Annotated in this window: 19 protein-coding genes; 11 read left to right on the top strand and 8 right to left on the bottom strand. The window is 65.8% G+C overall.

Features of this window, described 5'->3' with window-relative positions; all coding sequences use genetic code 11:
• The first annotated feature begins 6 nt into the window (after nucleotides 1–6).
• The 4 genes from trpC (at nucleotide 7) to lexA (ending at nucleotide 3,230) form a co-directional block, all read left to right on the top strand.
• Nucleotides 7–819, top strand: coding sequence for an indole-3-glycerol phosphate synthase TrpC (gene trpC / locus Q0C42_RS14665; RefSeq protein WP_295077333.1), 813 nt, complete (start codon nucleotides 7–9; stop codon nucleotides 817–819).
• Nucleotides 816–1,295: a cyclic pyranopterin monophosphate synthase MoaC gene (moaC, locus tag Q0C42_RS14660; RefSeq protein WP_295077331.1), complete on the top strand. Its 480-nt coding sequence runs from the start codon at nucleotides 816–818 to the stop codon at nucleotides 1,293–1,295. Before trpC ends, moaC begins: the two co-directional genes overlap by 4 nt.
• Nucleotides 1,295–2,464 carry a molybdopterin molybdotransferase MoeA gene (locus Q0C42_RS14655; RefSeq protein WP_295077329.1) on the top strand — a complete coding sequence of 390 codons (1,170 nt, stop codon included), beginning with the start codon at nucleotides 1,295–1,297 and terminating at the stop codon, nucleotides 2,462–2,464. The genes moaC and Q0C42_RS14655 overlap by 1 nt, the downstream gene beginning before the upstream one ends.
• A 79-nt stretch (nucleotides 2,465–2,543) precedes the next feature.
• The gene (gene lexA / locus Q0C42_RS14650) at nucleotides 2,544–3,230 is read left to right on the top strand and encodes a transcriptional repressor LexA (RefSeq protein ID WP_295077777.1); all 687 of its coding nucleotides are present in this window, start codon (nucleotides 2,544–2,546) and stop codon (nucleotides 3,228–3,230) included.
• On the opposite strand, the gene Q0C42_RS14645 is transcribed toward lexA, so the two are convergent.
• On the bottom strand, nucleotides 3,224–5,323 hold the full coding sequence (locus Q0C42_RS14645; protein WP_295077326.1) for a ComEC/Rec2 family competence protein: 2,100 nt from the start codon (nucleotides 5,321–5,323) through the stop codon (nucleotides 3,224–3,226). The two genes, lexA and Q0C42_RS14645, sit on opposite strands and share 7 nt — an antisense overlap.
• Nucleotides 5,324–5,400: 77 nt before the next feature.
• On the opposite strand from Q0C42_RS14645, the gene gltX reads away from it, so the two are divergent.
• From gltX to Q0C42_RS14630, 3 genes are all read left to right on the top strand, one after another.
• A complete protein-coding gene (gene gltX / locus Q0C42_RS14640; protein WP_295077323.1) occupies nucleotides 5,401–6,813 on the top strand; it encodes a glutamate--tRNA ligase in 1,413 nt (470 codons plus the stop codon).
• Between the two features lie 96 nt (nucleotides 6,814–6,909).
• On the top strand, nucleotides 6,910–8,199 hold the full coding sequence (locus Q0C42_RS14635) for a citrate synthase (RefSeq protein ID WP_295077320.1): 1,290 nt from the start codon (nucleotides 6,910–6,912) through the stop codon (nucleotides 8,197–8,199).
• Between the two features lie 147 nt (nucleotides 8,200–8,346).
• A complete protein-coding gene (locus Q0C42_RS14630; protein WP_295077318.1) occupies nucleotides 8,347–8,976 on the top strand; it encodes an alternative oxidase in 630 nt (209 codons plus the stop codon).
• Nucleotides 8,977–9,016: 40 nt separating this feature from the next.
• Here Q0C42_RS14630 and aguB read toward each other — a convergent pair whose 3' ends face one another.
• The 3 genes from aguB to Q0C42_RS14615 all read right to left on the bottom strand — a co-directional run bounded on the left by aguB (nucleotide 9,017) and on the right by Q0C42_RS14615 (nucleotide 12,296).
• Nucleotides 9,017–9,889, bottom strand: coding sequence for an N-carbamoylputrescine amidase (gene aguB / locus Q0C42_RS14625; RefSeq protein ID WP_295077315.1), 873 nt, complete (start codon nucleotides 9,887–9,889; stop codon nucleotides 9,017–9,019).
• A gap of 31 nt (nucleotides 9,890–9,920) precedes the next feature.
• Nucleotides 9,921–11,051: a DUF2235 domain-containing protein gene (locus Q0C42_RS14620; protein ID WP_295077312.1), complete on the bottom strand. Its 1,131-nt coding sequence runs from the start codon at nucleotides 11,049–11,051 to the stop codon at nucleotides 9,921–9,923.
• A gap of 99 nt (nucleotides 11,052–11,150) precedes the next feature.
• Nucleotides 11,151–12,296, bottom strand: a complete 1,146-nt coding sequence (locus tag Q0C42_RS14615) for a type III PLP-dependent enzyme (RefSeq protein WP_295077310.1) — start codon at nucleotides 12,294–12,296, stop codon at nucleotides 11,151–11,153.
• A 215-nt stretch (nucleotides 12,297–12,511) separates the two neighbouring features.
• Here Q0C42_RS14615 and Q0C42_RS14610 point away from each other — a divergent pair, with 215 nt between their 5' ends.
• Nucleotides 12,512–12,943: an Lrp/AsnC family transcriptional regulator gene (locus Q0C42_RS14610; RefSeq protein WP_295077308.1), complete on the top strand. Its 432-nt coding sequence runs from the start codon at nucleotides 12,512–12,514 to the stop codon at nucleotides 12,941–12,943.
• Nucleotides 12,944–12,968: 25 nt separating this feature from the next.
• Here Q0C42_RS14610 and Q0C42_RS14605 read toward each other — a convergent pair whose 3' ends face one another.
• Nucleotides 12,969–14,591 carry an NAD(P)H-hydrate dehydratase gene (locus tag Q0C42_RS14605; RefSeq protein WP_295077306.1) on the bottom strand — a complete coding sequence of 541 codons (1,623 nt, stop codon included), beginning with the start codon at nucleotides 14,589–14,591 and terminating at the stop codon, nucleotides 12,969–12,971.
• Nucleotides 14,592–14,761: 170 nt separating this feature from the next.
• Between Q0C42_RS14605 and Q0C42_RS14600 the strand changes: the two genes are divergently transcribed.
• The 3 genes from Q0C42_RS14600 (at nucleotide 14,762) to Q0C42_RS14590 (ending at nucleotide 17,465) form a co-directional block, all read left to right on the top strand.
• Complete coding sequence (locus Q0C42_RS14600; RefSeq protein WP_103255696.1) at nucleotides 14,762–15,100, top strand: P-II family nitrogen regulator; 339 nt, start codon at nucleotides 14,762–14,764, stop codon at nucleotides 15,098–15,100.
• A 48-nt stretch (nucleotides 15,101–15,148) separates the two neighbouring features.
• Nucleotides 15,149–16,558: a type I glutamate--ammonia ligase gene (gene glnA / locus Q0C42_RS14595; RefSeq protein ID WP_295077302.1), complete on the top strand. Its 1,410-nt coding sequence runs from the start codon at nucleotides 15,149–15,151 to the stop codon at nucleotides 16,556–16,558.
• Between the two features lie 196 nt (nucleotides 16,559–16,754).
• The gene (locus Q0C42_RS14590; RefSeq protein WP_295077299.1) at nucleotides 16,755–17,465 is read left to right on the top strand and encodes a hypothetical protein; all 711 of its coding nucleotides are present in this window, start codon (nucleotides 16,755–16,757) and stop codon (nucleotides 17,463–17,465) included.
• 145 nt (nucleotides 17,466–17,610) lie between these two features.
• Here Q0C42_RS14590 and Q0C42_RS14585 read toward each other — a convergent pair whose 3' ends face one another.
• Genes Q0C42_RS14585 through Q0C42_RS14575 form a run of 3 tightly spaced genes read right to left on the bottom strand, consistent with a single transcriptional unit; the run spans nucleotide 17,611 to nucleotide 19,879 of the window.
• Nucleotides 17,611–18,486 (bottom strand): alpha/beta hydrolase, encoded by an 876-nt coding sequence (locus tag Q0C42_RS14585; RefSeq protein ID WP_295077297.1) that lies wholly within the window; start codon nucleotides 18,484–18,486, stop codon nucleotides 17,611–17,613.
• Nucleotides 18,474–19,085, bottom strand: coding sequence for an NAD(P)H-dependent oxidoreductase (locus Q0C42_RS14580; RefSeq protein ID WP_295077294.1), 612 nt, complete (start codon nucleotides 19,083–19,085; stop codon nucleotides 18,474–18,476). The genes Q0C42_RS14585 and Q0C42_RS14580 overlap by 13 nt, the downstream gene beginning before the upstream one ends.
• Nucleotides 19,082–19,879, bottom strand: a complete 798-nt coding sequence (locus tag Q0C42_RS14575; RefSeq protein WP_295077292.1) for a DUF3445 domain-containing protein — start codon at nucleotides 19,877–19,879, stop codon at nucleotides 19,082–19,084. The genes Q0C42_RS14580 and Q0C42_RS14575 overlap by 4 nt, the downstream gene beginning before the upstream one ends.
• Nucleotides 19,880–19,916 lie beyond the last annotated feature (37 nt).

Here is a 19,916-nt window from a genome sequence, read left to right as displayed (position 1 = left end):
CTCTCCATGTCCACCATCCTCGACCGCATCAAGGCCTACAAGCTGGAGGAAGTGGCCAAGGCGAAAGCCGCCACGTCCCTGGCCGACCTGGAAGCCGCCGCCAAATCCGCCAGCCCGCCGCGTGGATTTGCCCGCGCACTTCAGGACGCGACGCAGAACGGCTACGGCCTCATCGCCGAGATCAAGAAGGCCAGCCCCTCCAAGGGCCTGATCCGCGCCGACTTCGACCCTCCGGCGCTGGCCAAGGCCTACGAGGCCGGGGGTGCGACCTGCCTGTCGATCCTGACCGATGCGCCCAGCTTTCAGGGGGCGGACGCGTACCTGATGACAGCGCGCGCTGCCGTGGCCCTGCCCTGCCTGCGCAAGGATTTCCTGTACGACCCCTGGCAGGTCACCCAGTCGCGCGCTCTGAACGCCGACTGCATCCTGATCATCATGGCGTCGCTGGACGACACCCAGGCCGCCGAGCTGGAAGCCGCCGCGATGGAACTGGGGATGGATGTCCTGATCGAGGTTCATGACCAGCCCGAACTGGAACGCGCAGCACTGCTGAAATCGCCGCTGATCGGCATCAACAACCGCAATCTCCACACTTTCGAGGTCACGCTGGACACCACGCGCAAGCTTGCCCGCATGGTTCCGGCCGACCGGATCATCGTCGCGGAAAGCGGGCTTTACACCCCCGGCGATCTGGCCGACCTCGCGCAATACGGCGCGCGCTGCTTCCTGATCGGCGAAAGCCTGATGCGGCAAGAGGACGTGACCGCGGCGACCCGGGCGATCCTGGCGAAACCGCTGACCGCGCAGGGCGGGCTGTGACCTCCGGGCTTTCGCATTTCGACGACCAGGGGCAGGCCCATATGGTCGACGTTTCCGGAAAGCCGGTGACCGACCGGGTTGCGGTGGCCGTGGGCGCGGTCCGCATGACGGCCGAGACGTTGCAACTGATCACCGAAGGCCGGGCGAAGAAGGGCGATGTCCTTTCGGTCGCGCGGCTGGCGGGAATCATGGCGGCGAAGAAGACCTCGGACCTGATCCCGCTTTGCCATCCGCTGCCGATCACCAAGGTCGCGCTGGACCTGACCGCCGACCCGGAACTTCCCGGCGTGCGGATCGAGGCCACCGTGAAGACTTCGGGCCAGACCGGGGTCGAGATGGAGGCGTTGACCGCCGTCTCGGTCGCGGCCCTGACGGTTTATGACATGGTCAAGGCCGTGGAGAAGTCGATGGTGATCGACGGGGTACGCCTGATCCTGAAAGACGGCGGCAAATCAGGCCGCTACGAGGCGCTTTGATGATTTCGGTCGAAGATGCGCTTGCCCGTTGCCTGGCCCTTGTCGCGCCGCTTCCGGCCGAGACTGTCGCCCTTGCCGAAGCCGCAGGGCGCTGGATGTGCAGCCCGGCCATCGCGACCCGCGACCAGCCACCGTTTCCGGCTTCGGCGATGGACGGCTATGCCGTGCAGGGCGATCCCGGACCGGACGACAACTTCCTCGTTATCGGCGAAGCAGGCGCGGGCCATGCCTTCGACGGCGAGGTCGGCCCGGGCCAGACCGTGCGCATCTTCACCGGGGCTCCGGTGCCGCGGGGGGCGACGCGGATCATCATCCAGGAGGACGTGGTCCGGGTTGACGACCGCATCATCCTGAAGGACGGCCTGGACGCGGGCGTCCACATCCGGCCGCAGGGCCAGGATTTCCGCGCCGGAGACAGCCTTCCCCCGCGCCGCCTGCGGCCCAATGACCTTGCGCTGCTTGCCGCGATGAACATTCCGACGGTGCAGGCCAGCCGCCGTCCGGTGGTCGCCATCGTCGCCACGGGGGACGAGTTGGTGATGCCGGGCGAAGACCCCCGCCCCGACCAGATCATCGCCTCGAACAGCTTTGCGCTTAAGGCGATGATCGAGGCCGAGGGCGGCCTTGCCCGCCTTCTTCCGATCGCACGGGACACGGAGGCTGAACTCGCGACTGTCCTCGGCCTTGCCGGCGATGCCGACCTGATCGTCACGATCGGCGGCGCGTCCGTCGGGGACCACGACCTTGTCGGCCGCGTCGCGGGGCTGGAGCACAGCTTCTGGAAACTGGCCCTGCGCCCCGGCAAACCGCTGATGGCGGGGCGACTGAACGGCGTGCCGATGCTGGGCCTGCCCGGCAACCCGGTCAGCGCCATCGTCTGCGGGCATCTTTTCCTGTTGCCGATGGTCCGCGCCCTTCTCGGCCGTCCCGATGCGGCCCCAGTGCCGCGCCATGCGCGGCTGACCACCGACCTCCCCGTCAACGGCCCCCGCGCGCACTACATGCGGGCGCGGCTTGTCCCCGGTGACGGGATGCCGGGAATTGCCCCCTTCGACCGGCAGGACTCGGCGCTGCTGTCGATCCTGGGCCAGGCCGATGCACTTCTGCTTCGTCCCACCAACGCGCCAGCCTGTCGCGCCGGAGACACGGTTCCCTACCTGCCGATCTAGGGGCCTGTGGATATTTCTTGACACAAACCGGGAACACGGGCAGAACATTATGCAAACGCATGATGTGGGAGTGGACCCTGTGCTGACACGCAAGCAGTTGGAACTTCTGGACTTCATCAAGACGCGGATGGACCGCGACGGGGTGCCGCCCTCCTTCGACGAGATGAAGGATGCGCTGGACCTGCGGTCCAAGTCCGGCATCCACCGTCTGATCACTGCGCTGGAAGAACGCGGCTTCATCCGCCGCCTGGCCCACCGCGCGCGGGCGCTGGAAATCGTGAAGCTTCCCGAAGCGATGGAACGGCCCGGTTTCAACCCCAAGGTCATTACCGGCGACAAGGTCGATCCGCCGCGCGGGGCGATGCCCGTCTCGACCGTCGACGCGATGGAATTGCCGGTCATGGGCCGCATCGCGGCCGGTGTCCCGATCGAAGCCATTTCGGAAGTGTCGCACCACATCGCGGTGCCGGGGTCGATGCTGTCTGGCAAGGGTCAGCACTACGCCCTTGAAGTCAAAGGCGATTCCATGATCGAAGCCGGTATCAACGACGGCGACATCGTGGTGATCCGGGAACAGTCGACGGCTGACAACGGTGACATTGTCGTCGCTCTGGTCGAAGATCACGAAGCGACGCTGAAGCGTTACCGGCGCCGGGGCAACATGATCGCGCTTGAAGCCGCGAACCCGGCCTACGAGACGCGGGTGTTCCCCGATCACCTGGTCAAGGTGCAGGGCCGCCTCGTCGGTCTGATCCGCAGCTACTGAGACGCTGACGCGAGCGATTTGCCGGTCAGGTCCGGCAGGTCGACATCACGGGAACGGGGCGACCAAAGCCGGCTCGCCCCTTTTGTCTGTTCGATCCGCATCCCGCCGCCCTCCATCCAGATGGCAAGCGGCCCGGTCTGCGACAGCAAAGCCTGTTCGATCAGCGGGCAACCTGGCAGGGCTGTCTCCACTTCGGCCGCCAGGATCACCAGATCGGCGCTGGCGCAGACATCCACCAGCTTCGCCGCGGCTCCCTTGCCCGTCAGCACCACAGCCTTCAGGCCGCCCAGATCGAACCAGCGTTCCCCCTTCGGGCCGTCGAAGCCCGGTCGTTCGGCAGCCTGCGCCTGTTCGGCAAGGTCGCCGTCGTTCTGCAACCAGTTCTCGGCCGCAAAGCCACCGTCCTTCGGGGACGACAGTGCCCGCCCCTCCGGCCCTTCAAGCCCCAGAAGCCGCCCATCCCCCGACACCAGCAGCACCGGCCGCTCCGCCATTGCCCACAACCCGAACGCAACCGCGACCGGCACCAGACCCAGCGCCTGCACCCGACCGCGCCAGAGGGTCAGCCAGATCGCCCCCAGCGTGAACAGCGGCAGCACCCAAGGACCCGGCGCGGGGATCGGGGTGACCGCTCCCTCCAACCCGGCAATCCAGTGCGCCACGAAGAGGATCCAGCCCGCACCCTGCTCCATCACCCAAAGCGGCAGCCAAGCCAGGCCGACGGGGGCCAGAAGTGCCGCCACCGCCCCCGCAGGCATGATCACCGCGCCCATGACCGGCACGGTCAGCACGTTCGCCAAGAGCCCGTAATCGGTGAAACGGTTGAAATGCGCCGCCGCATAGGGCGCGGTCGACAGCCCCCCGATCAGCGAGGACAGGACCAGCGTGAAAACCGGCATCAGCCAGCGCGGCACCCGCTCACGGTAGATGCTGCCATCCAGCGCCGCAAAGCCGACGATGAGCGCGATCGTGGCGGCGAAGGACATCTGAAAGCCAGGCTCCAGCAGGCTTTCCGGCTTGAACAGAAGCAGGATCATCGCCGCCACCGCCACCGACCGCAGCGTCAGAGCGCGGCGGTCCAGAAGGACTGCTCCCAGCATCACCGAAATCATGATGAATGCCCGCTCCGTCGCCACATTCGCCCCAGACAGCAGGAGGTAGAACAGCGCGACCCCCAGGCTGACCACCGCGGCGACCTTCTTGGTGTTCACCCGCAGCGCCACATAGGGCACCAGCGCCAGCCCATAGCGGAACAGCGCGAAGACGAAGCCGGTCAGGAACGCCATGTTCATCCCCGAGATCGCCAGCAGATGCGCCAGCGACGAATCCCGCAGCGCCTGCACGGTGTCCTCGGTGATGGCAGAGCGGTCCCCGGTCATCGCCCCGGCGGCAAATGCGCCGGCCTGACCATCCATATGGGCCAGCATCCCTTGGGTCAGCCAGGTGCGCAGCCGGTCAATCGGCAGCGCTCCATCCGCCGGATCCTCCAGCAAGAGGACCGGTGTCCGGGTGTAGCCCACGGCCCCCAGCTGGTCGAAGAAGGCCATGCGGCGAAAGTCGAAGGCGCCGGGTTCGACGGGTCCTTCCGGGGCGGCAAGGTTGGCGGTCAGGATCACCACCTGGCCTGGTGTCGGCTTCAGCCACTCCTGTTCGCCCTGCAGCGAAACACGGACTCGCGCCGGAGTGCGCTCGGGCGAGACCTCCTGAAGAACGACCTGGTCCAGGGTCAGGCGCAGGGCATCCGATTGCGAGCGGTCGATCTCGACGATCCGCCCCTCCACCGGCCCGTAGTAGCGGAAGGTCAGCATCGGGGCGTCCAGCGCATGTGCCCGGATCCCGGCGGCGATCCAGCCTGCAGCAAGGGCAGCGACCGCAAGGCCCAGCGGGCGCGCAAGCTCTGCCTTGACCGCAAGCGCCACGCCACCTGCCACCAGAAGGGCTGCCAGCGCATAGCTTCCGGCGCCCGGCTCGCGGTCCAGGGTGAACCAGATGCCGATGCCGCAACCGATCAGCACGGCGATCCAGGGGAACAGCATCCCCCGCGCCGTCTGCAGCGCCTCCAGCGGCGCGATCAGGGCCTTGGTGACGGCCACCTTGTTTCCCAACCCGCGATTGCCTAAACCCGGCGGAAATCCTACGCCCGTCATGGTTTCCGAAAGGTTAACGTCCGATGTCCGCCGTTCCAGCTTCTCCGGTCGTCACCCGCTTCGCGCCCTCGCCCACCGGGTATCTGCACATCGGCGGCGGCAGGACGGCGCTGTTCAACTGGCTTTACGCGCGCGGCCGGGGCGGCAAGTTCCTTCTGCGGATCGAGGACACCGACCGCGAACGCTCGACCCCCGAGGCGACGGCGGCGATCCTGCGCGGGTTGACCTGGCTGGGCCTCGACTGGGACGGCGAGGTGGTCAGCCAGTTCGCGCGGAAGGACCGCCACGCCGAGGTCGCGCACCAGATGCTTGCGCGAGGAACGGCCTACAAGTGCTTCTCGACACAGGATGAAATCGCCGCCTTCCGCACCGCGGAGGAGGCCGCAGGCCGTTATCCGGTGTTCCTGTCCCCCTGGCGCGACGCCGATCCTGCAACGCATCCCGACGCCCCCTTCGCCATCCGCATGAAGGCCCCCCGCACCGGCGAGACGATCATCGAGGACCAGGTCCAGGGCCGCGTCACCATCAAGAACGAGACGCTGGACGACATGATCGTCCTGCGGTCGGACGGCACGCCGGTCTACATGCTGGCCGTGGTGGTCGATGATCACGACATGGGCGTCACGCACGTCATCCGGGGTGACGACCACCTGAACAACGCCGCCCGCCAGCAGATGGTCTACGACGCGATGAGCTGGCAGGTCCCTGTCTGGGCGCATATCCCGCTGATTCACGGGCCGGACGGCAAGAAGCTGTCGAAGCGCCACGGCGCGACGGGGGTCGAGGAATACCAGGCGATGGGCTACCCCGCCGCGGGGATGCGCAACTACCTCACGCGGCTGGGCTGGGCGCAGGGCGACGCCGAGATCTTCACCTCGGACGAGGCGATGAAGATGTTCGACCTGACCGGAATTGGCCGGGCCCCGGCGCGGCTGGACTTCAAGAAGCTGGAAAACACCTGCGGCCATCACATGGCGATGGCAGACGATGCCGCACTGCTGCATGAACTGCGGGCCTACCTTGCCTCTGCCGGACGTCCCGAGCTGACTGATGGCCAAAGTGCACGGATGCAAAGCGCTTTGTGCTTCCTGAAGAAATCTGCGAAGACATTCCCGGAACTCATGGAAAAGGCAGAGTTTCTTTTGGTCGAACGTCCGATCTCTTTCGACCAGAAGGCGGCAGATGCCCTGGATACGGTATCCCGTGGTATACTGAAATCATTGACGCCGCGCCTGCAAAATGCTAGCTGGACGAAAGAGGTGCTGGAGCCGATCCTGAACGAGATTGCCGCAGAAAACGGCATCGGGTTCGGCAAGCTTGCAGCACCCCTCCGCGCGGCCCTTGCCGGCCGAACTGTTACACCTTCGGTTTACGACATGATGCTAACCATCGGTCGGGAAGAAACCGTCGCCAGGCTGTCGGACGCCGCTGCATAAGCCCCGCCCCCCGGCCTTGAACGCAGCCCGTCCGGGGTGCAGGATACCAACGGCCGCCCCCCTGCCCGGGTGCGACCGCCATGACCGGGGAGAACCATGTCCGATACTGTCGCCAAGCTTCAGCTGAACGGGAACACCTACGACCTTCCCGTCCACAAACCCACTCTCGGTCCCGACGTGCTGGACATCCGCAAGCTTTACGGCGAGGCGGACGTCTTCACCTATGACCCGGGCTTCACCTCGACCGCCGCCTGCGAAAGCGCCATCACCTATATCGACGGCGACAAGGGCGAGCTTCTGTATCGTGGTTATCCCATTGAACAGCTCGCCGAAAAGTCGACGCACCTCGAGGTTTGCTACCTCCTCCTTTACGGTGAACTGCCGAACGCGGCGCAGCTGGCCGACTTCACCGGCCGGGTGACCAAGCACACGATGGTGCATGAACAGATGCACTACTTCTTCCGGGGCTTCCGCCGCGACGCGCACCCGATGGCGACGATGGTGGGTGTGGTCGGCGCGATGGCCGCCTTCTACCATGACAGCACGGACATCAACGATCCCTGGCAGCGTGAGGTTGCGGCGATCCGCATGATCGCCAAACTGCCGACGATCGCCGCGATGGCCTACAAGTATTCGGTCGGCCAGCCCTTCGTTTACCCCAAGAACGCGCTCAGCTACGCGGGCAACTTCCTGCACATGTGCTTTGCCGTCCCGGCCGAGGATTACGTCGTCAATCCGGTCCTGGAAAAGGCGATGGACCGCATCATGATGCTGCACGCCGACCACGAACAGAACGCTTCGACCTCGACCGTGCGTCTGGCGGGATCGTCGGGCGCAAACCCGTTTGCCTGCATCGCCGCCGGCATCGCCTGCCTTTGGGGTCCGGCGCATGGCGGCGCGAACCAGGCTTGCCTGGAGATGCTGAAGGAAATCGGCACCGTCGACCGCATCCCCGAGTTCATCGCCAAGGCCAAGGACAAGACCTCGGGCTTCCGCCTGATGGGCTTCGGGCACCGGGTCTACAAGAACTTCGACCCCCGCGCGAAGGTCATGAAGGAATCGGCGGACGAGGTGCTGGGTCTGCTGGGTGTGGACAACAACCCGCTTCTCCAGGTTGCCAAGGAACTGGAGCGTATCGCTTTGGAGGACGAATACTTCGTCTCGAAGAAGCTTTACCCCAACGTCGATTTCTATTCCGGCATCATCCTGGAAGCGATGGGGTTCCCCACGGCGATGTTCACGCCGATCTTCGCGATCAGCCGGACCGTGGGCTGGATCAGCCAGTGGAAAGAGATGATCGCCGACAAGAACCAGAAGATCGGCCGCCCGCGCCAGCTGTATATCGGGCCCGAGATGCGCGATTACGTCGACCTCCGCCACCGCTAACCCGTTCGACCACCACAATAAAAAGGCCGCCCCTGCCCGGGCGGCCTTTCTGCTGCAGCGCTGCGCCATCGCGCCGCAGCGCAAATCTGATGAAAATCGTCGGAATTATGTTATATTCCTTGCGTGCTTTCTACGCGGAGTATCACCATGAAAGACGCTTCCTCCATTGCCGACCTGACGTTGCACCACGCGCCCGCTACAATGGGCGACCGGGTGGCGTTTCGCACCGTGAAGTTCATGCGCGTCTTTGCCGACGCCTTCTTCTCGCATCGTTACGGCCACCGCGCGGTTGTGCTTGAAACCATCGCGGCTGTCCCCGGCATGGTCGGCGGGCTGCTTCAGCACCTGAAGGCGTTGCGCCAAATTCGCGACGATCAGGGCTGGATCCGCGAGTTGCTGGAAGAAGCCGACAACGAACGCATGCACCTGATGACCTTCATCCACGTGGCGCAACCGTCTCGCTTCGAGCGGTTGGTCATCATGATCGGCCAGGCGATCTTCTATAACGCCTACTTCTGGCTTTACCTCTTTACGCCTCGTACTGCGCACCGGATCGTCGGATATCTCGAGGAAGAGGCGGTGGTCAGCTATACCCAGTACCTCGCCGAGATCGAAGCGGGACGGGTCGACAACGTTCCCGCCCCGCAGATCGCCATCGATTACTGGCACTTGCCCCAGACCGCGCGCCTGCGCGACGTGGTCATCGCCGTCCGCGCCGACGAGGCCGGCCACCGTGACCGCAACCACGAGATGGCGGATCAGCTCAAGGCGGCCTGAGGGCGCAACACGCGCTGCGCAAGCCGGCAAGACGCCCGCATCAGCCGCGACCGTCCAAAGTCCGGACCGCCCCGTAAAGGTCCACCCGGCGGTCGCGGAACAGGCCCCAGCTGGCCCGCATCGCCGCGATGGCATCCAGATCGAACTGGTAGACAAGTACCATTTCCGTCTCCCGGTCAGCCTTTGCGACCAGTTGCCCGGTGGGGTCGGAAATGAAGCTCGACCCATAGAAGGTCACCTCCCGCCCCTCGGGAGCGACCTCCAGCCCGATCCGGTTCGAGGCCATCACCGGCAGGATGTTCGCCGCCGCATGGCCGCGCATCGCCAGTTCCCAGTGCGGCTGGCTGTCATAGTCCGGCGCAGGTGGCTCTGACCCGATTGCGGTCGGGTAAAGCAGCAGTTCCGCCCCCATCAGCGCCATCGCCCGGGCGCATTCCGGAAACCACTGGTCCCAGCAGATGCCGGCGCCGATGCGACCATAAGCCGTGTCCCAGACCCGGAACCCGGTGTCGCCGGGCGAGAAGTAATACTTCTCCTCGTACCCCGGCCCCTGCGGGATGTGGCTTTTCCGGTAGACCCCCAACACCCGCCCATCCGCATCGACCATCGCGATGGAGTTGAAGAAGGCCAGTCCCGCACGTTCGAAGAAGCTGACCGGGATCACCACGCCCAGTTCGCGCGCCAGCGCGGCAAAGCGGGCGACCAGCGGGTGACCCTCCAGGGGCTGGGCAAGGTCGAAATACTTCGGATGCTGTTCGATGCAGAAGTAGGGGGCGGCGAACAACTCCTGGATCAGCACCACCTGCGCGCCCTGGGCCGCGGCGGCCCGCACCAGAGCCTCGGCGCGGTCCGCATTGTCCGGCAGATCCCAGGTGCAGGCGAACTGGGTGACAGCGACGGTGACGGGTCTCATCTGGGGCCTCCGGACAGCGGGTGGCGCGACCTTACGGCTCTGGCGGCGCGGCTTGAAGCCCGATTCCAACCGGTGCGGGCCAGCGTTTCCCCGCCGCAGCAATGGCCGTCGGGTGCAGACGTTCCGACCTGTCCTGCCCGACCACGCGCTTCCGCCGCCACAGAAACGCCTTCCCCCAGCTTTTCCAAGTCCCCACCATCGGCGCCGCCGGATCGCAGGGAAACCGCGCGCGCCAGCCTTCGGGCAGCGCCAGACCCAGCGCCTCGGACCGCTCCAGCATCCAGACCAGCGGGATGTTCGCCAGTCCCCGCGCCGCGGCAAAGTCGCCGATCTGTCCGCCCACATCGCCATGCGCGCCGCGGAACCAGACCTGCTCCACATTGCCCTCCCACCCGGGAGGGCAGTCCCACAACACCGGTGCAAAGGCCTCGCGCGTCTCGTTCAGCGCCAGCGCGTGATAGCCGTGCCGGATCGAGGTACCCAGATGGTGGTTGTGAAACCCATGCCGGTCCGGCGCGAACATCCAGAACAGTGGTAACCGCAGACCCAGCGCCTTCACCGTGTCCCAGACCCCCACCATCTCGATCGGAGCCTCCGGGTGGCAGAACCGGCGCGTGAACACTTGCACGGACTGACTGTCCGCCGCCCTTTCATAGTGCCGCCAGGCCAGCCGCACGGCCCGCTCGGTGGCATGTTCCCGGCGCAAAAGCCCCACCTTGTCGATCACTCCGGCCAGCGAGCGCACCGCATAGGCCCCCCGCGAATAGCCGAAGAGAAAGATCCGGTCCCCCTCGCGGTAGCCCGAGGCGAGCCAGCCATAGGCCCGCTGAATCTGCGGCGCGGTGCCCCGGCCCTCCAGGATTGCCAGCCCGCGCAGCCACCCCTCCCACTGCATCCCCGGCTCGTAGTAAAGGCGGCGGTTGGCGTGGTGGCCCATCTCTTTTAAAAGCTGGAACAGCAGTCCCGCGTTCCCCTCCTGCCCCGGCTCCAGGCTGGACATCGTGCCATCCAGAATGATGACGTGATCTACGACCCCGCGCACGCGGCCCGGCGCTGGCGCGGGTTCCACCTCGGGCTCGACCGTGCGGCGGAAGAAACTGCGAAGGCGATCAAACAGGCGCGTGGCGGGTCTCCCTGGTTCGGGAATGCAGGTTCCCCACATCATCGCCCGGCGGGGGTTAAGGTTCCCTCACCCCAAACGCTAAGCGCCCGGCAGGATTTGTCCAGCCGGGCGCTTCAATTGCACAAGAAGATCAGACAGTCAGAGCTTCAGGCTGAGGACCGTTGCCATCTGCAGCTCGCCAAACCCGTTGAAGCGGGTGTTGGTGACGGTCGAGTACGACCCCATCCCCTGCCAGATGACGAAATCACCTTCGGCCAGGTCGGACGGCAGCGGGATCTCGCCCGGCAGCCGGTCGACCGAATCGCAGGTCGGGCCGAAGACGATGCGCGGCAGCGCGTCGCCCTTGCGCTTTTCGCCCTGGGGCGTGAGCACCTCGATCCGGTCGATCACGCCGATCATCGGCAGTTCGGTCAAGGAACCGTAGACGCCGTCGTTCAGGAAGACGTGGCTTCCGTCGCGCAGCGCCTTGACGCGCGCGGCCAAGGCGAAGGCGTCGCCGCAAAGCGCACGGCCGGGTTCACAGATCAGCGCGGGGCGGTCTGCTCCGAAAGCTTCGGTCGTGACCCGGTCGATCAGCTGGAACGTGTCCTCGATCTGCGGGACCACGGCCTGCAGCCGGTGGTTCGGGAAGCCCCCGCCGACGTTCAACCGCGCGATCTTGACGCCCGCCGCCTTGGCGATGTTCGCCGCCTCGCGGATATAGGCCTCCCAGGCGTGGGGGTCGGTGCATTGCGTGCCGGGGTGGAAGGTGATCGACGGGATGTAACCCGCCGCCGCCACATCGCGGAGGAGTTCGGTCGCCAGTTCCACCGTCGCGCCGAACTTGGCGCCAAAGTTGTAGGCGGCCCCGGCCACCGGCAGCTTGAAGCGGACGCTGATCTCGGTTGCGTGCACCGGAACCATCTCGATCAGCTTGGCCAGCTCGGACTTCGAATCCACGCTGTAGGACTTCACACCCTTTGCGACAGCATAGGAGATTTCGTGCCGCGCGCGGACCGGGTTGTTGTAGTGGATCGCCGCATCGGGGGCCAAGCGGCGGATCAGGTCGATCTCGAACGGCGAGGCGCAGTCAAAGCCGCGCACACCGGCCGCCGCGAGGTTTTCCACCATCGCTTCGCCGGGGTTCGACTTCACGGCATAGGTCACGAGGCCTGGAAAGCCGTCGATGAACCGCCGCGCTGCCGCCTGGGCTGCCGAGGGCGCGAAGAACAGCACCGGATTTTCCGGCTGCTCTTTCTTCAGATAGTCAGTGGGGTTGGACCAGATTGTCTTGGAGAGTCCCATCGGCCGATTTTCCTTTGCCAACAAGACGCTTCGCCCTTCCCCGTGCAGCTATGGGATCGGGCACCAGCGTGGTTTCAAGTGAACCAGGCCAGGTGCGTATGAACCGCCCTTTTCCTGCAATCGAGGATGCCGCATATGGGTTACAACTTCACCGAACAAAACTATATAAATGCGCGGTTTCGTCGTTATAATGACGAAAAGGGACGGCAGATTGCATGGACGAACTGGATCGCAACATCATTGGGCTTCTCTCCGCCGACGCGCGGGTCTCGGTTGCCACCTTATCGCGCCGGTTGAAGGTCGCGAGGTCCACCATCCAGGCCCGGCTGGAGCGGCTTGAGACCTCGGGCGTGATCGCCGGCTACACGCTGAAACTGGGCGAAGCGGCGCGGGAGGGGCGGCTTAGGGCCTCGGTCCTTTTGACCATCGAACCCCGTTCGCAGGCGGCCGTTCTGGCCCGTTTGCGGACAATTGCCGAGATCGAGCGGGTTTTCACCACCTCCGGCCGCTTCGATTTCCTGGTGCAGGTCGCCTGCCCCAACACCCAGGTGCTCGATTCGGTGCTGGACCAGATCGGAGCCATGACCGGAGTGCGGGCGTCGGAAAGCCTGATCCACCTGTCGACCAAGATCGACCGCGCAGTTTGATCGGAAGGTGGGCGAATCGCCCACCCTACAGGCCAAGCGCCCGGAACACCTTCGGCAGCTCCTCGGGCAGGTCCTCGGCAATCAAGCCGGGGCCGAAGGACAGCGCACATTCCACATGCAGCCAAGCCCCGGTGCAGGCGGCGTCGAAGGGGCTGAACCCCCGCGCCAGAAGACCGGTGATGAACCCGGCCAACACATCGCCGGACCCCGCGGTCGCGAGCCAGGGTGCCGCGCGGTCGTAGTGGGCGGAATTGATGGCGCAGCGCCCCGTGGGGTCCGCGATCACCGTGTCGGGGCCTTTATACAGGACCACGCAGCCCGCGCGCTTCGCCGCCTCGCGCGTGGCGTCGACCTTGGAATAGGCGGGGCCTTTGGTGGCTGGCGCGGCCAGCTTTTCGGCGATGTCGGGGAAGAGGCGGGCGAATTCGCCGGCATGAGGGGTCAGGACGCATCCCTCGTGAAGGGCGGCGAAGAGGTCGGGGTTTTGGGAGAGGAGCGTCAGGGCGTCGGCGTCGAGGACAACAGAGAGTCGGGGTGAACCCCGACCTACAGAGCCCGTAGGTCGGGGTTCACCCCGACTCTCTAACGCCACCACCACCAGCTCCCTGCCCCGCGCATCCAGACCCATCCCCGGCCCCACGCACAGCGCATTGATCCGCCCGTCCTCCAGCACCCCGGCCAGAGCCTCCCCATCCGCCACCCCCCGCAGCATCACCGCATCCAGCCGCGCGGCGTTCTCTTGGATGGCCTCAGGAGGACACCCCACCGTCACCACCCCCGCCCCGATCCGAAGCGCCCCCCGCGCCGACAGCCGCGCCGCCCCGCCGCGACCGGAGGGGCCGGAAAGGATAAGGGCGTGGCCGTGTGAGTATTTATGATCCAGGTGTTTGCCCAGATCACGCACCAAAGGCTGAACGAGCTGCACTGCTCCAACCGCTTCGCTCAATCCGATGTCGCAGACGCGCACTTTGCCACACAGGGCAGGCCCCAGGTCCAGTACATGTCCAAGCTTCATTGAGTGAAAGGTGACAGTCATATCGGCGGCACCTGTGGGCGCTGCTGCCACGCTCTCGCCAATCCCCCGGAAATCCTCTGCCTTCAGCGGACGTCCGCTGTCGCTGCAAAGCCCGCTTGGCAGATCAATGGCAACATGAGCGATGCCCCATTTGGTGTTGGTCCATAACGACCGGCGGTCTTCGTGCATTTCAAGAAGCGCAAGGCCAATCCCCGTGACAGGCCGGGAAAGACCGGTGCCGAATAGTGCGTCAACTACTAGATCGGGTTTGTCGCTGTAGGCTGACATGTTCCGGCCGAGTCGCTTTACCTCCCCCATCCCCCGCCACCGCTCATAATTCACCCGCGCGTCCGGCGGCATCCGCTCTGGGTCGCCGTAGAGGAAAACCTCCACCTCCCAGCCCCACTCCTTCAACAACCGTGCCACGACAAAACCGTCGCCGCCGTTGTTGCCCGGCCCGCACAGGACCACCGCCCGGTGCGAGGTCGCCTGCAGTTCGGGCCATTCCTCGAAGATCGCCTTGACCACGCCCCGCCCGGCGCGCTCCATCAGCTCCAGGCCGGTGACCTCACCCGAGGCAATCGCCGCCTGTTCGATGGCCCGCATCTGCGCGGCGGTCAGAAGTTCGGTCATTCTTCAACCACCTCAGTTTTCAAACTGCCCACCTCTTAGGCGCACTGCATAAATTTTAGGCATCATGCGAGGAATCCCCCGGCCACAAGCCACAAGGAAACCCTGTCACATTGTCCCCCCCGCGGGGAAGTGGTGTGAGGGGCAAAGACGGAACCGGGGGGAGTCGGCCCATGAAGAAAGTCGAAGCGATCATCAAGCCGTTCAAGCTGGATGAAGTCAAAGAGGCGCTTCAGGAAGCCGGGATCCAGGGCCTGTCGGTCACCGAGGTCAAGGGCTTCGGCCGCCAGAAGGGCCACACGGAACTTTACCGTGGCGCCGAATATGTCGTCGACTTCCTTCCCAAGGTGAAGATCGAGGTCGTGCTGACCGACGACATGGTCGACACTGCCGTCCAGGCGATCATCGCCGCCGCGCGGACCGACAAGATCGGCGACGGCAAGATCTTCGTCACCCCCGTGGAACAAGCCATCCGCATCCGCACCGGCGAAACCGGCGACGATGCTGTCTGAACGGGCCTAACCGCCTAACCCATCAACCCCATAACGAAAGGCAGTCAGATGAGCGCCGTTGCCACTGCTCTGAAACTGATGAAGGACGAGGAGGTCGAATACGTCGACATCCGCTTCACCGACCCGAAGGGCAAGCTCCAGCACGTGACGCTGGTGGCCGACCTGGTCGACGAGGATTTCTTCGAGGAAGGCTTCATGTTCGACGGCTCGTCGATCGCGGGCTGGAAGTCGATCGACCAGTCCGACATGAAGCTGATCCCCGATCCGGCTTCGGTCTACATCGACCCCTTCTACGCCGAAAAGACCATGTGCGTGCATTGCAACGTGGTCGAGCCGGACACCAACGAGGCCTATGCCCGCTGCCCGCGCCAGATCGCGCTGAAGGCTGAAGCGTACCTCAAGTCCTCCGGGATCGGCGATCAGGCCTACTTCGGGCCGGAAGCCGAGTTCTTCCTGTTCGACGACGTCCGCTACTCGGTGACCCCCCGCAAGGTGTCCTACGAGATCGACGCCGAGGCGGCTGCCTGGAACACCGACACCGTGACCGAGGGCGGCAACTACGGCCACCGCGCGGGCCACAAGGGCGGCTACTTCCCGGTCAACCCGATCGACGAAGCCCAGGACATCCGGGGCGAGATGCTGTCCACGATGAAGCGGATGGGCATCAAGGTCGACAAGCACCACCACGAGGTCGCGACCTGCCAGCATGAACTTGGGATGATCTTTGGCGGTCTGGTCGAACAGGCCGACAACATCCAGAAGTACAAGTACGTGATCCACAACGTGGCGCACGCCTACGGCAAGACCGTGACCTTCATGCCGAAGCCCATGAAGGGCGACAACGGCTCGGGGATGCACGTCAACATGTCGATCTGGAAGGGCGGCAAGCCGCTCTTCGCGGGCGACAAGTATGCCGACCTGAGCCAGGAGGCCCTGTATTTCATCGGCGGCATCCTGAAGCACGCCAAAGCTCTGAACGCCCTGACGAACCCCGGCACGAACAGCTACAAGCGCCTGATCCCGGGCTTCGAGGCCCCGGTTCTGCGCGCGTATTCGGCCCGCAACCGGTCGGGCTGCGTTCGGATCCCGTGGACGGAATCGCCGAAGGCCAAGCGCGTCGAGGCCCGTTTCCCCGATCCGTCGGCGAACCCCTACCTCGCTTTCGCGGCGCTTTTGATGGCCGGCCTTGACGGCATCAAGAACAAGATCGATCCAGGTCCGGCTTCGGACAAGGACCTCTATGATCTTCCGCCGGAAGAACTGGCTGAAATCCCGACCGTCTGCGGTTCGCTGCGGGAGGCTCTGGAAGAGCTGGAGAAGGACATGGACTTCCTGCTGGCGGGCGACGTGTTCGACCGCGACCAGCTGGAAGCCTACATGGCGCTGAAGTGGGAAGAGGTCTACGCCTACGAGCACACCCCGCACCCGGTCGAGTACCAGATGTACTACTCCTGCTGAAGGGGGCGGTGGGCCGACGGCCCACCCTACCTTCCGGGATCAGGAGGGCGCCTTCGGGCGCCCTTTTTCGCTGGCGCCCGCGCGGGACAATCCGGATAAGGCATTGATATTCCGGACTTAGCACTAGGGACATTAACGTCTTGGAAAGCAGGGTGCGGACGGCTAACCTGCGGTTGAAACCAGCTGCGGAAGACTGATGGCCAAGACCCCGTTGCAAAAGAAGCCAGCCCTGGACCGACCGGAAATCTGGACTTCCGGCGGGCAGCGTCCGCCGTTCGACCTGCGCGCCCTGGGCCGGGCAAGCCTGCATCTGTCGCGCGAAGTCGTGACCCCGCTGCATGCCTGGGGTGCCCGCAGCCTGCGGCTTCGCGCCGAGCGCGTCCGCGATGGAGCCGGGCGCATTCCTGCGGAGAAACTGGGGCGCGCCGCGCGTTTCGTGCCCTCGCACCTGCGGGTCGCGGCCTGGGTGCAGAACCTGGCGGCCGTCCTGTCGCATGCCAGCGCCACGGCCGACCGCGACGTGCTGCGGGGCAATGCGCTGGTCGCCGAGATCCGGCCGCATCTGTGGGACAGGGCAGCGACGGCCCCCGCCGAGCCGGAGCCCCTGCCGCCGGCCAAGGGCGAGGTGCCCCCCGTCGTGTTGCCCGAACCGCGTATCCTGCAACCCGACGATGATCCGCTCGCCTCGATCCGTGACGACATCGCGGCGGGGCCGGAGACAGGTTCGGCGCCGGACCCGGATCGGCCCCCTGCCCCTCCCGGCCCCGTGGCCGAGGGTGCCATCCAGGTTTCGGGCTATCTGCTTGGCTGGGGCACGACCCTCGTTGCGCTGCCCTACGGGTTTGGCCGTGCGCTGTGGCTATGGATCACGGGCCGGGACCTGCGGCAGATCGGAACCGACGACTGAAACTGAGACGGTCGGTTTTCAGATGGAGCGCGTACCGCGCCAGCCTTTTCCGTCGCGGCCTTGCGTGAAGAACGCAAGCCCGCTCCAAAAGCCTCCGGCGGGGATATTTGGTGCCAGGTGAAAGGGCCTGGCGAAAGCGGGGCCGTCAGGCCAGCGTCTTTTGCAGGAAGGCCAGGACCTCGGCCTTGACCGGATCGGTCTCGAAGGCGTCGCCACCGTGGCCGGCGCCGGGGACAAGCTTGTAGTCGACCTCGGCCTGCGGGTCGGCGGCGATCCAGGCCTCGCGCAGGCGTTTGGCCTGCAGGTCGGCGATCAGCGGATCGGCATCGCCATGCCGGATCAGGATCGGCGGCAGCGGCTCTTTCAGCCGGGACAGCCGCCCGACCGGTCCCATCGACCACGCGGCGGCGCGGTTTTCGCCGACGGCATAGCCCAGAAGCTGACTTTCGGCGCTGTCGGCCGGATCGGTCGCCCCCATCGCCGGGGTTCGCCCCAGCGTCGCCATGTCCTGGTCCATCGTCGAGAAGTCCATCGGGCCGAAAAGGCTGACCACACCGCGCGGGCGAAGCCCGACCTCGACGAGGCTGAGTGCCGTGGAGACGGCCAGGAAGGCCCCCGCAGACTGGCCGAGCAGCACCAGCCGCGCGGGATCAAGGCCCAGCGTCATCCCCTCGCGTTGCAGATGGACCACGGCGGCAAGGCAATCCTCGCCCTGGGCCGGCCATTTCGCGGTGCCGGACAGGCGGTAGTTGATCCGCACGACAGCGATCCCGGCCTGGGTCAGTTCGGGCCAGATCGTCAGTTCGGACTTGTCGCCGATCTTGAATGCACCACCGTGGACCATCAGCAGGACCGGATGCGGGCCACTGCCGGCGGGCAGGGTCACGTCCATCACCTGGCGCGGGTCACTACCATAGGCGATCTCGGTCGCCCTTTGGCCACGCCGCCATAGGGCGACACCCCCGGCGGCAACAGCGGCGGCCCCGCCAATCAGCAGGGTGCGGCGGATCAGTCCGGGCATGTCAGTCTCCGATTCAGGCGGGCAAGGTCGGCGGTCAGGCGGGCTTCGAGGGCGGCGATGCGCGGCTCGGCCACCGCTTCGGCGGAATGCAGCACCCGCCAGGTCAGCCGGGCTTTCGGCGCGCAGGGCTTCAGGATGGCAAGGCGCAGGATGCGGCGCAGCGGACGGCGCAGGACCAGCCAGTCGATCCAAGGAGGTGCCCCCATCGTGGTCACGGCCAGCACGTCCTGCAGCGCATCAAGGCGCGGCAGCATCGGGCCGAAGCCGGGGGAATGATCGAAGGCGGTCCCGGGCGTCCAGACCCGGTCGAACCAGCCCTTCAGGATTGCGGGGAAGCCGAACCACCAGGTCGGGAAGATCAGGATCAGGACCTGGGCCCGGCTCAGCTCGTGCTTTTCCTCGCCAAGCGTGGCGGGCAACTTCGCATAGTAGCCCTGGCGTTCCCCTGGGGTCAGACGCGGGTCGAAGTCTTGCGCATAAAGGTCGCGGCGGGTGACGTCCCAGCCTTGCGCACGCGCCTTTTGCTCCACCGTCGCGGCAAGACGCGCGTTGAGGCTGTCCCCCAGGGGATGCGCGAAGACCAGCAGGCAGCGGGTCAATGCATCGCCTCGCGCAGCGCCGCGTAATCCTCGGGCGCGATCTGGGCGGCGTCGACCACGATGGTATGGATGGCGAAAAGCACCGCCCCGGTCTGCGGCAAGCGCAAAAGGGTCTGGCGTTCGCAGCGGACATAGGACCGGCCGGTGGGCTGGCGGCGCCAGTCGCCCTCGACCCGCGGGTGGTGCAGGTGGAAGCTGTCGTAGGTGAAGAAGTTCATCCGCCACAGGGGCTGTTCCGGCCGGATCGCCGTCAGCAGGCGATGGACCCGGGCGGCGAGGGCCTCGTCATAGATCTCGACCGGCTTGTGGATGCCGGTCATCGGGCGGCCCAGCTTCTGCGCCAGGGTCCAGGAGGCCGGGAAGCAGAGGATCGCGCCGGTCAGGTCGTATTCCCTGCCGTTGTCTTCCATCAGGCAAAGGTCCTGCTGGACCAGTCGGCCAAGGGTCATCAGCGGATGGGCAGGGTCCAGCAGCACGGTCACGCCGTCGGGGCGGGTGAGATCGGTCGCGGTGATGGTAAAGCCGGGCTCGTCGCGCAGCCAGTCGAGGACGGTTGCGTAAAGCTCATCCGCCGCAGGGCGGGCGGCTGGCAGAAGGCCGTGGACCACCTGGGGCTGCCCGGCGATGAGACGATCGCGCAGGGCCATCTGTCCGGCATAGGCCTCGTCCACCCGCAACCAGTCGCGGCCCTGCACGGGCTGGATACCGGGCAGGCGCCGGGTTGCCGGACTGGCCCAGGGGTGAAGCGGAAGCCGGTCCTGCAGGATCGGCGCATCTTGCAGCGCGTGCGACATGCACCGCTTGAAGCACGGAGCCCCAGCGGCTGCAACC

Origin of the sequence: Tabrizicola sp. (genome assembly GCF_022842145.1) — a bacterium.
Classification (GTDB): domain Bacteria; phylum Pseudomonadota; class Alphaproteobacteria; order Rhodobacterales; family Rhodobacteraceae; genus Tabrizicola.
Note: the sequence above shows the minus strand (reverse complement) of the source record. Positions and strands in the feature narration are given on the sequence as shown.

Coding starts and splice junctions, on each gene's coding strand:
- Q0C42_RS14620 (WP_295077312.1), bottom strand. CDS start 11,051: ATGTGGGGAACCTGCATTCCCGAACCAGGGAGACCCGCCACGCGCCTG.
- Q0C42_RS14615 (WP_295077310.1), bottom strand. CDS start 12,296: ATGGGACTCTCCAAGACAATCTGGTCCAACCCCACTGACTATCTGAAG.
- Q0C42_RS14590 (WP_295077299.1), top strand. CDS start 16,755: ATGGCCAAGACCCCGTTGCAAAAGAAGCCAGCCCTGGACCGACCGGAA.
- Q0C42_RS14655 (WP_295077329.1), top strand. CDS start 1,295: ATGATTTCGGTCGAAGATGCGCTTGCCCGTTGCCTGGCCCTTGTCGCG.
- trpC (WP_295077333.1), top strand. CDS start 7: ATGTCCACCATCCTCGACCGCATCAAGGCCTACAAGCTGGAGGAAGTG.
- Q0C42_RS14610 (WP_295077308.1), top strand. CDS start 12,512: ATGGACGAACTGGATCGCAACATCATTGGGCTTCTCTCCGCCGACGCG.
- Q0C42_RS14630 (WP_295077318.1), top strand. CDS start 8,347: ATGAAAGACGCTTCCTCCATTGCCGACCTGACGTTGCACCACGCGCCC.
- Q0C42_RS14635 (WP_295077320.1), top strand. CDS start 6,910: ATGTCCGATACTGTCGCCAAGCTTCAGCTGAACGGGAACACCTACGAC.
- Q0C42_RS14605 (WP_295077306.1), bottom strand. CDS start 14,591: ATGACCGAACTTCTGACCGCCGCGCAGATGCGGGCCATCGAACAGGCG.
- aguB (WP_295077315.1), bottom strand. CDS start 9,889: ATGAGACCCGTCACCGTCGCTGTCACCCAGTTCGCCTGCACCTGGGAT.
- glnA (WP_295077302.1), top strand. CDS start 15,149: ATGAGCGCCGTTGCCACTGCTCTGAAACTGATGAAGGACGAGGAGGTC.
- Q0C42_RS14575 (WP_295077292.1), bottom strand. CDS start 19,879: ATGTCGCACGCGCTGCAAGATGCGCCGATCCTGCAGGACCGGCTTCCG.
- Q0C42_RS14585 (WP_295077297.1), bottom strand. CDS start 18,486: ATGCCCGGACTGATCCGCCGCACCCTGCTGATTGGCGGGGCCGCCGCT.
- Q0C42_RS14600 (WP_103255696.1), top strand. CDS start 14,762: ATGAAGAAAGTCGAAGCGATCATCAAGCCGTTCAAGCTGGATGAAGTC.
- gltX (WP_295077323.1), top strand. CDS start 5,401: ATGTCCGCCGTTCCAGCTTCTCCGGTCGTCACCCGCTTCGCGCCCTCG.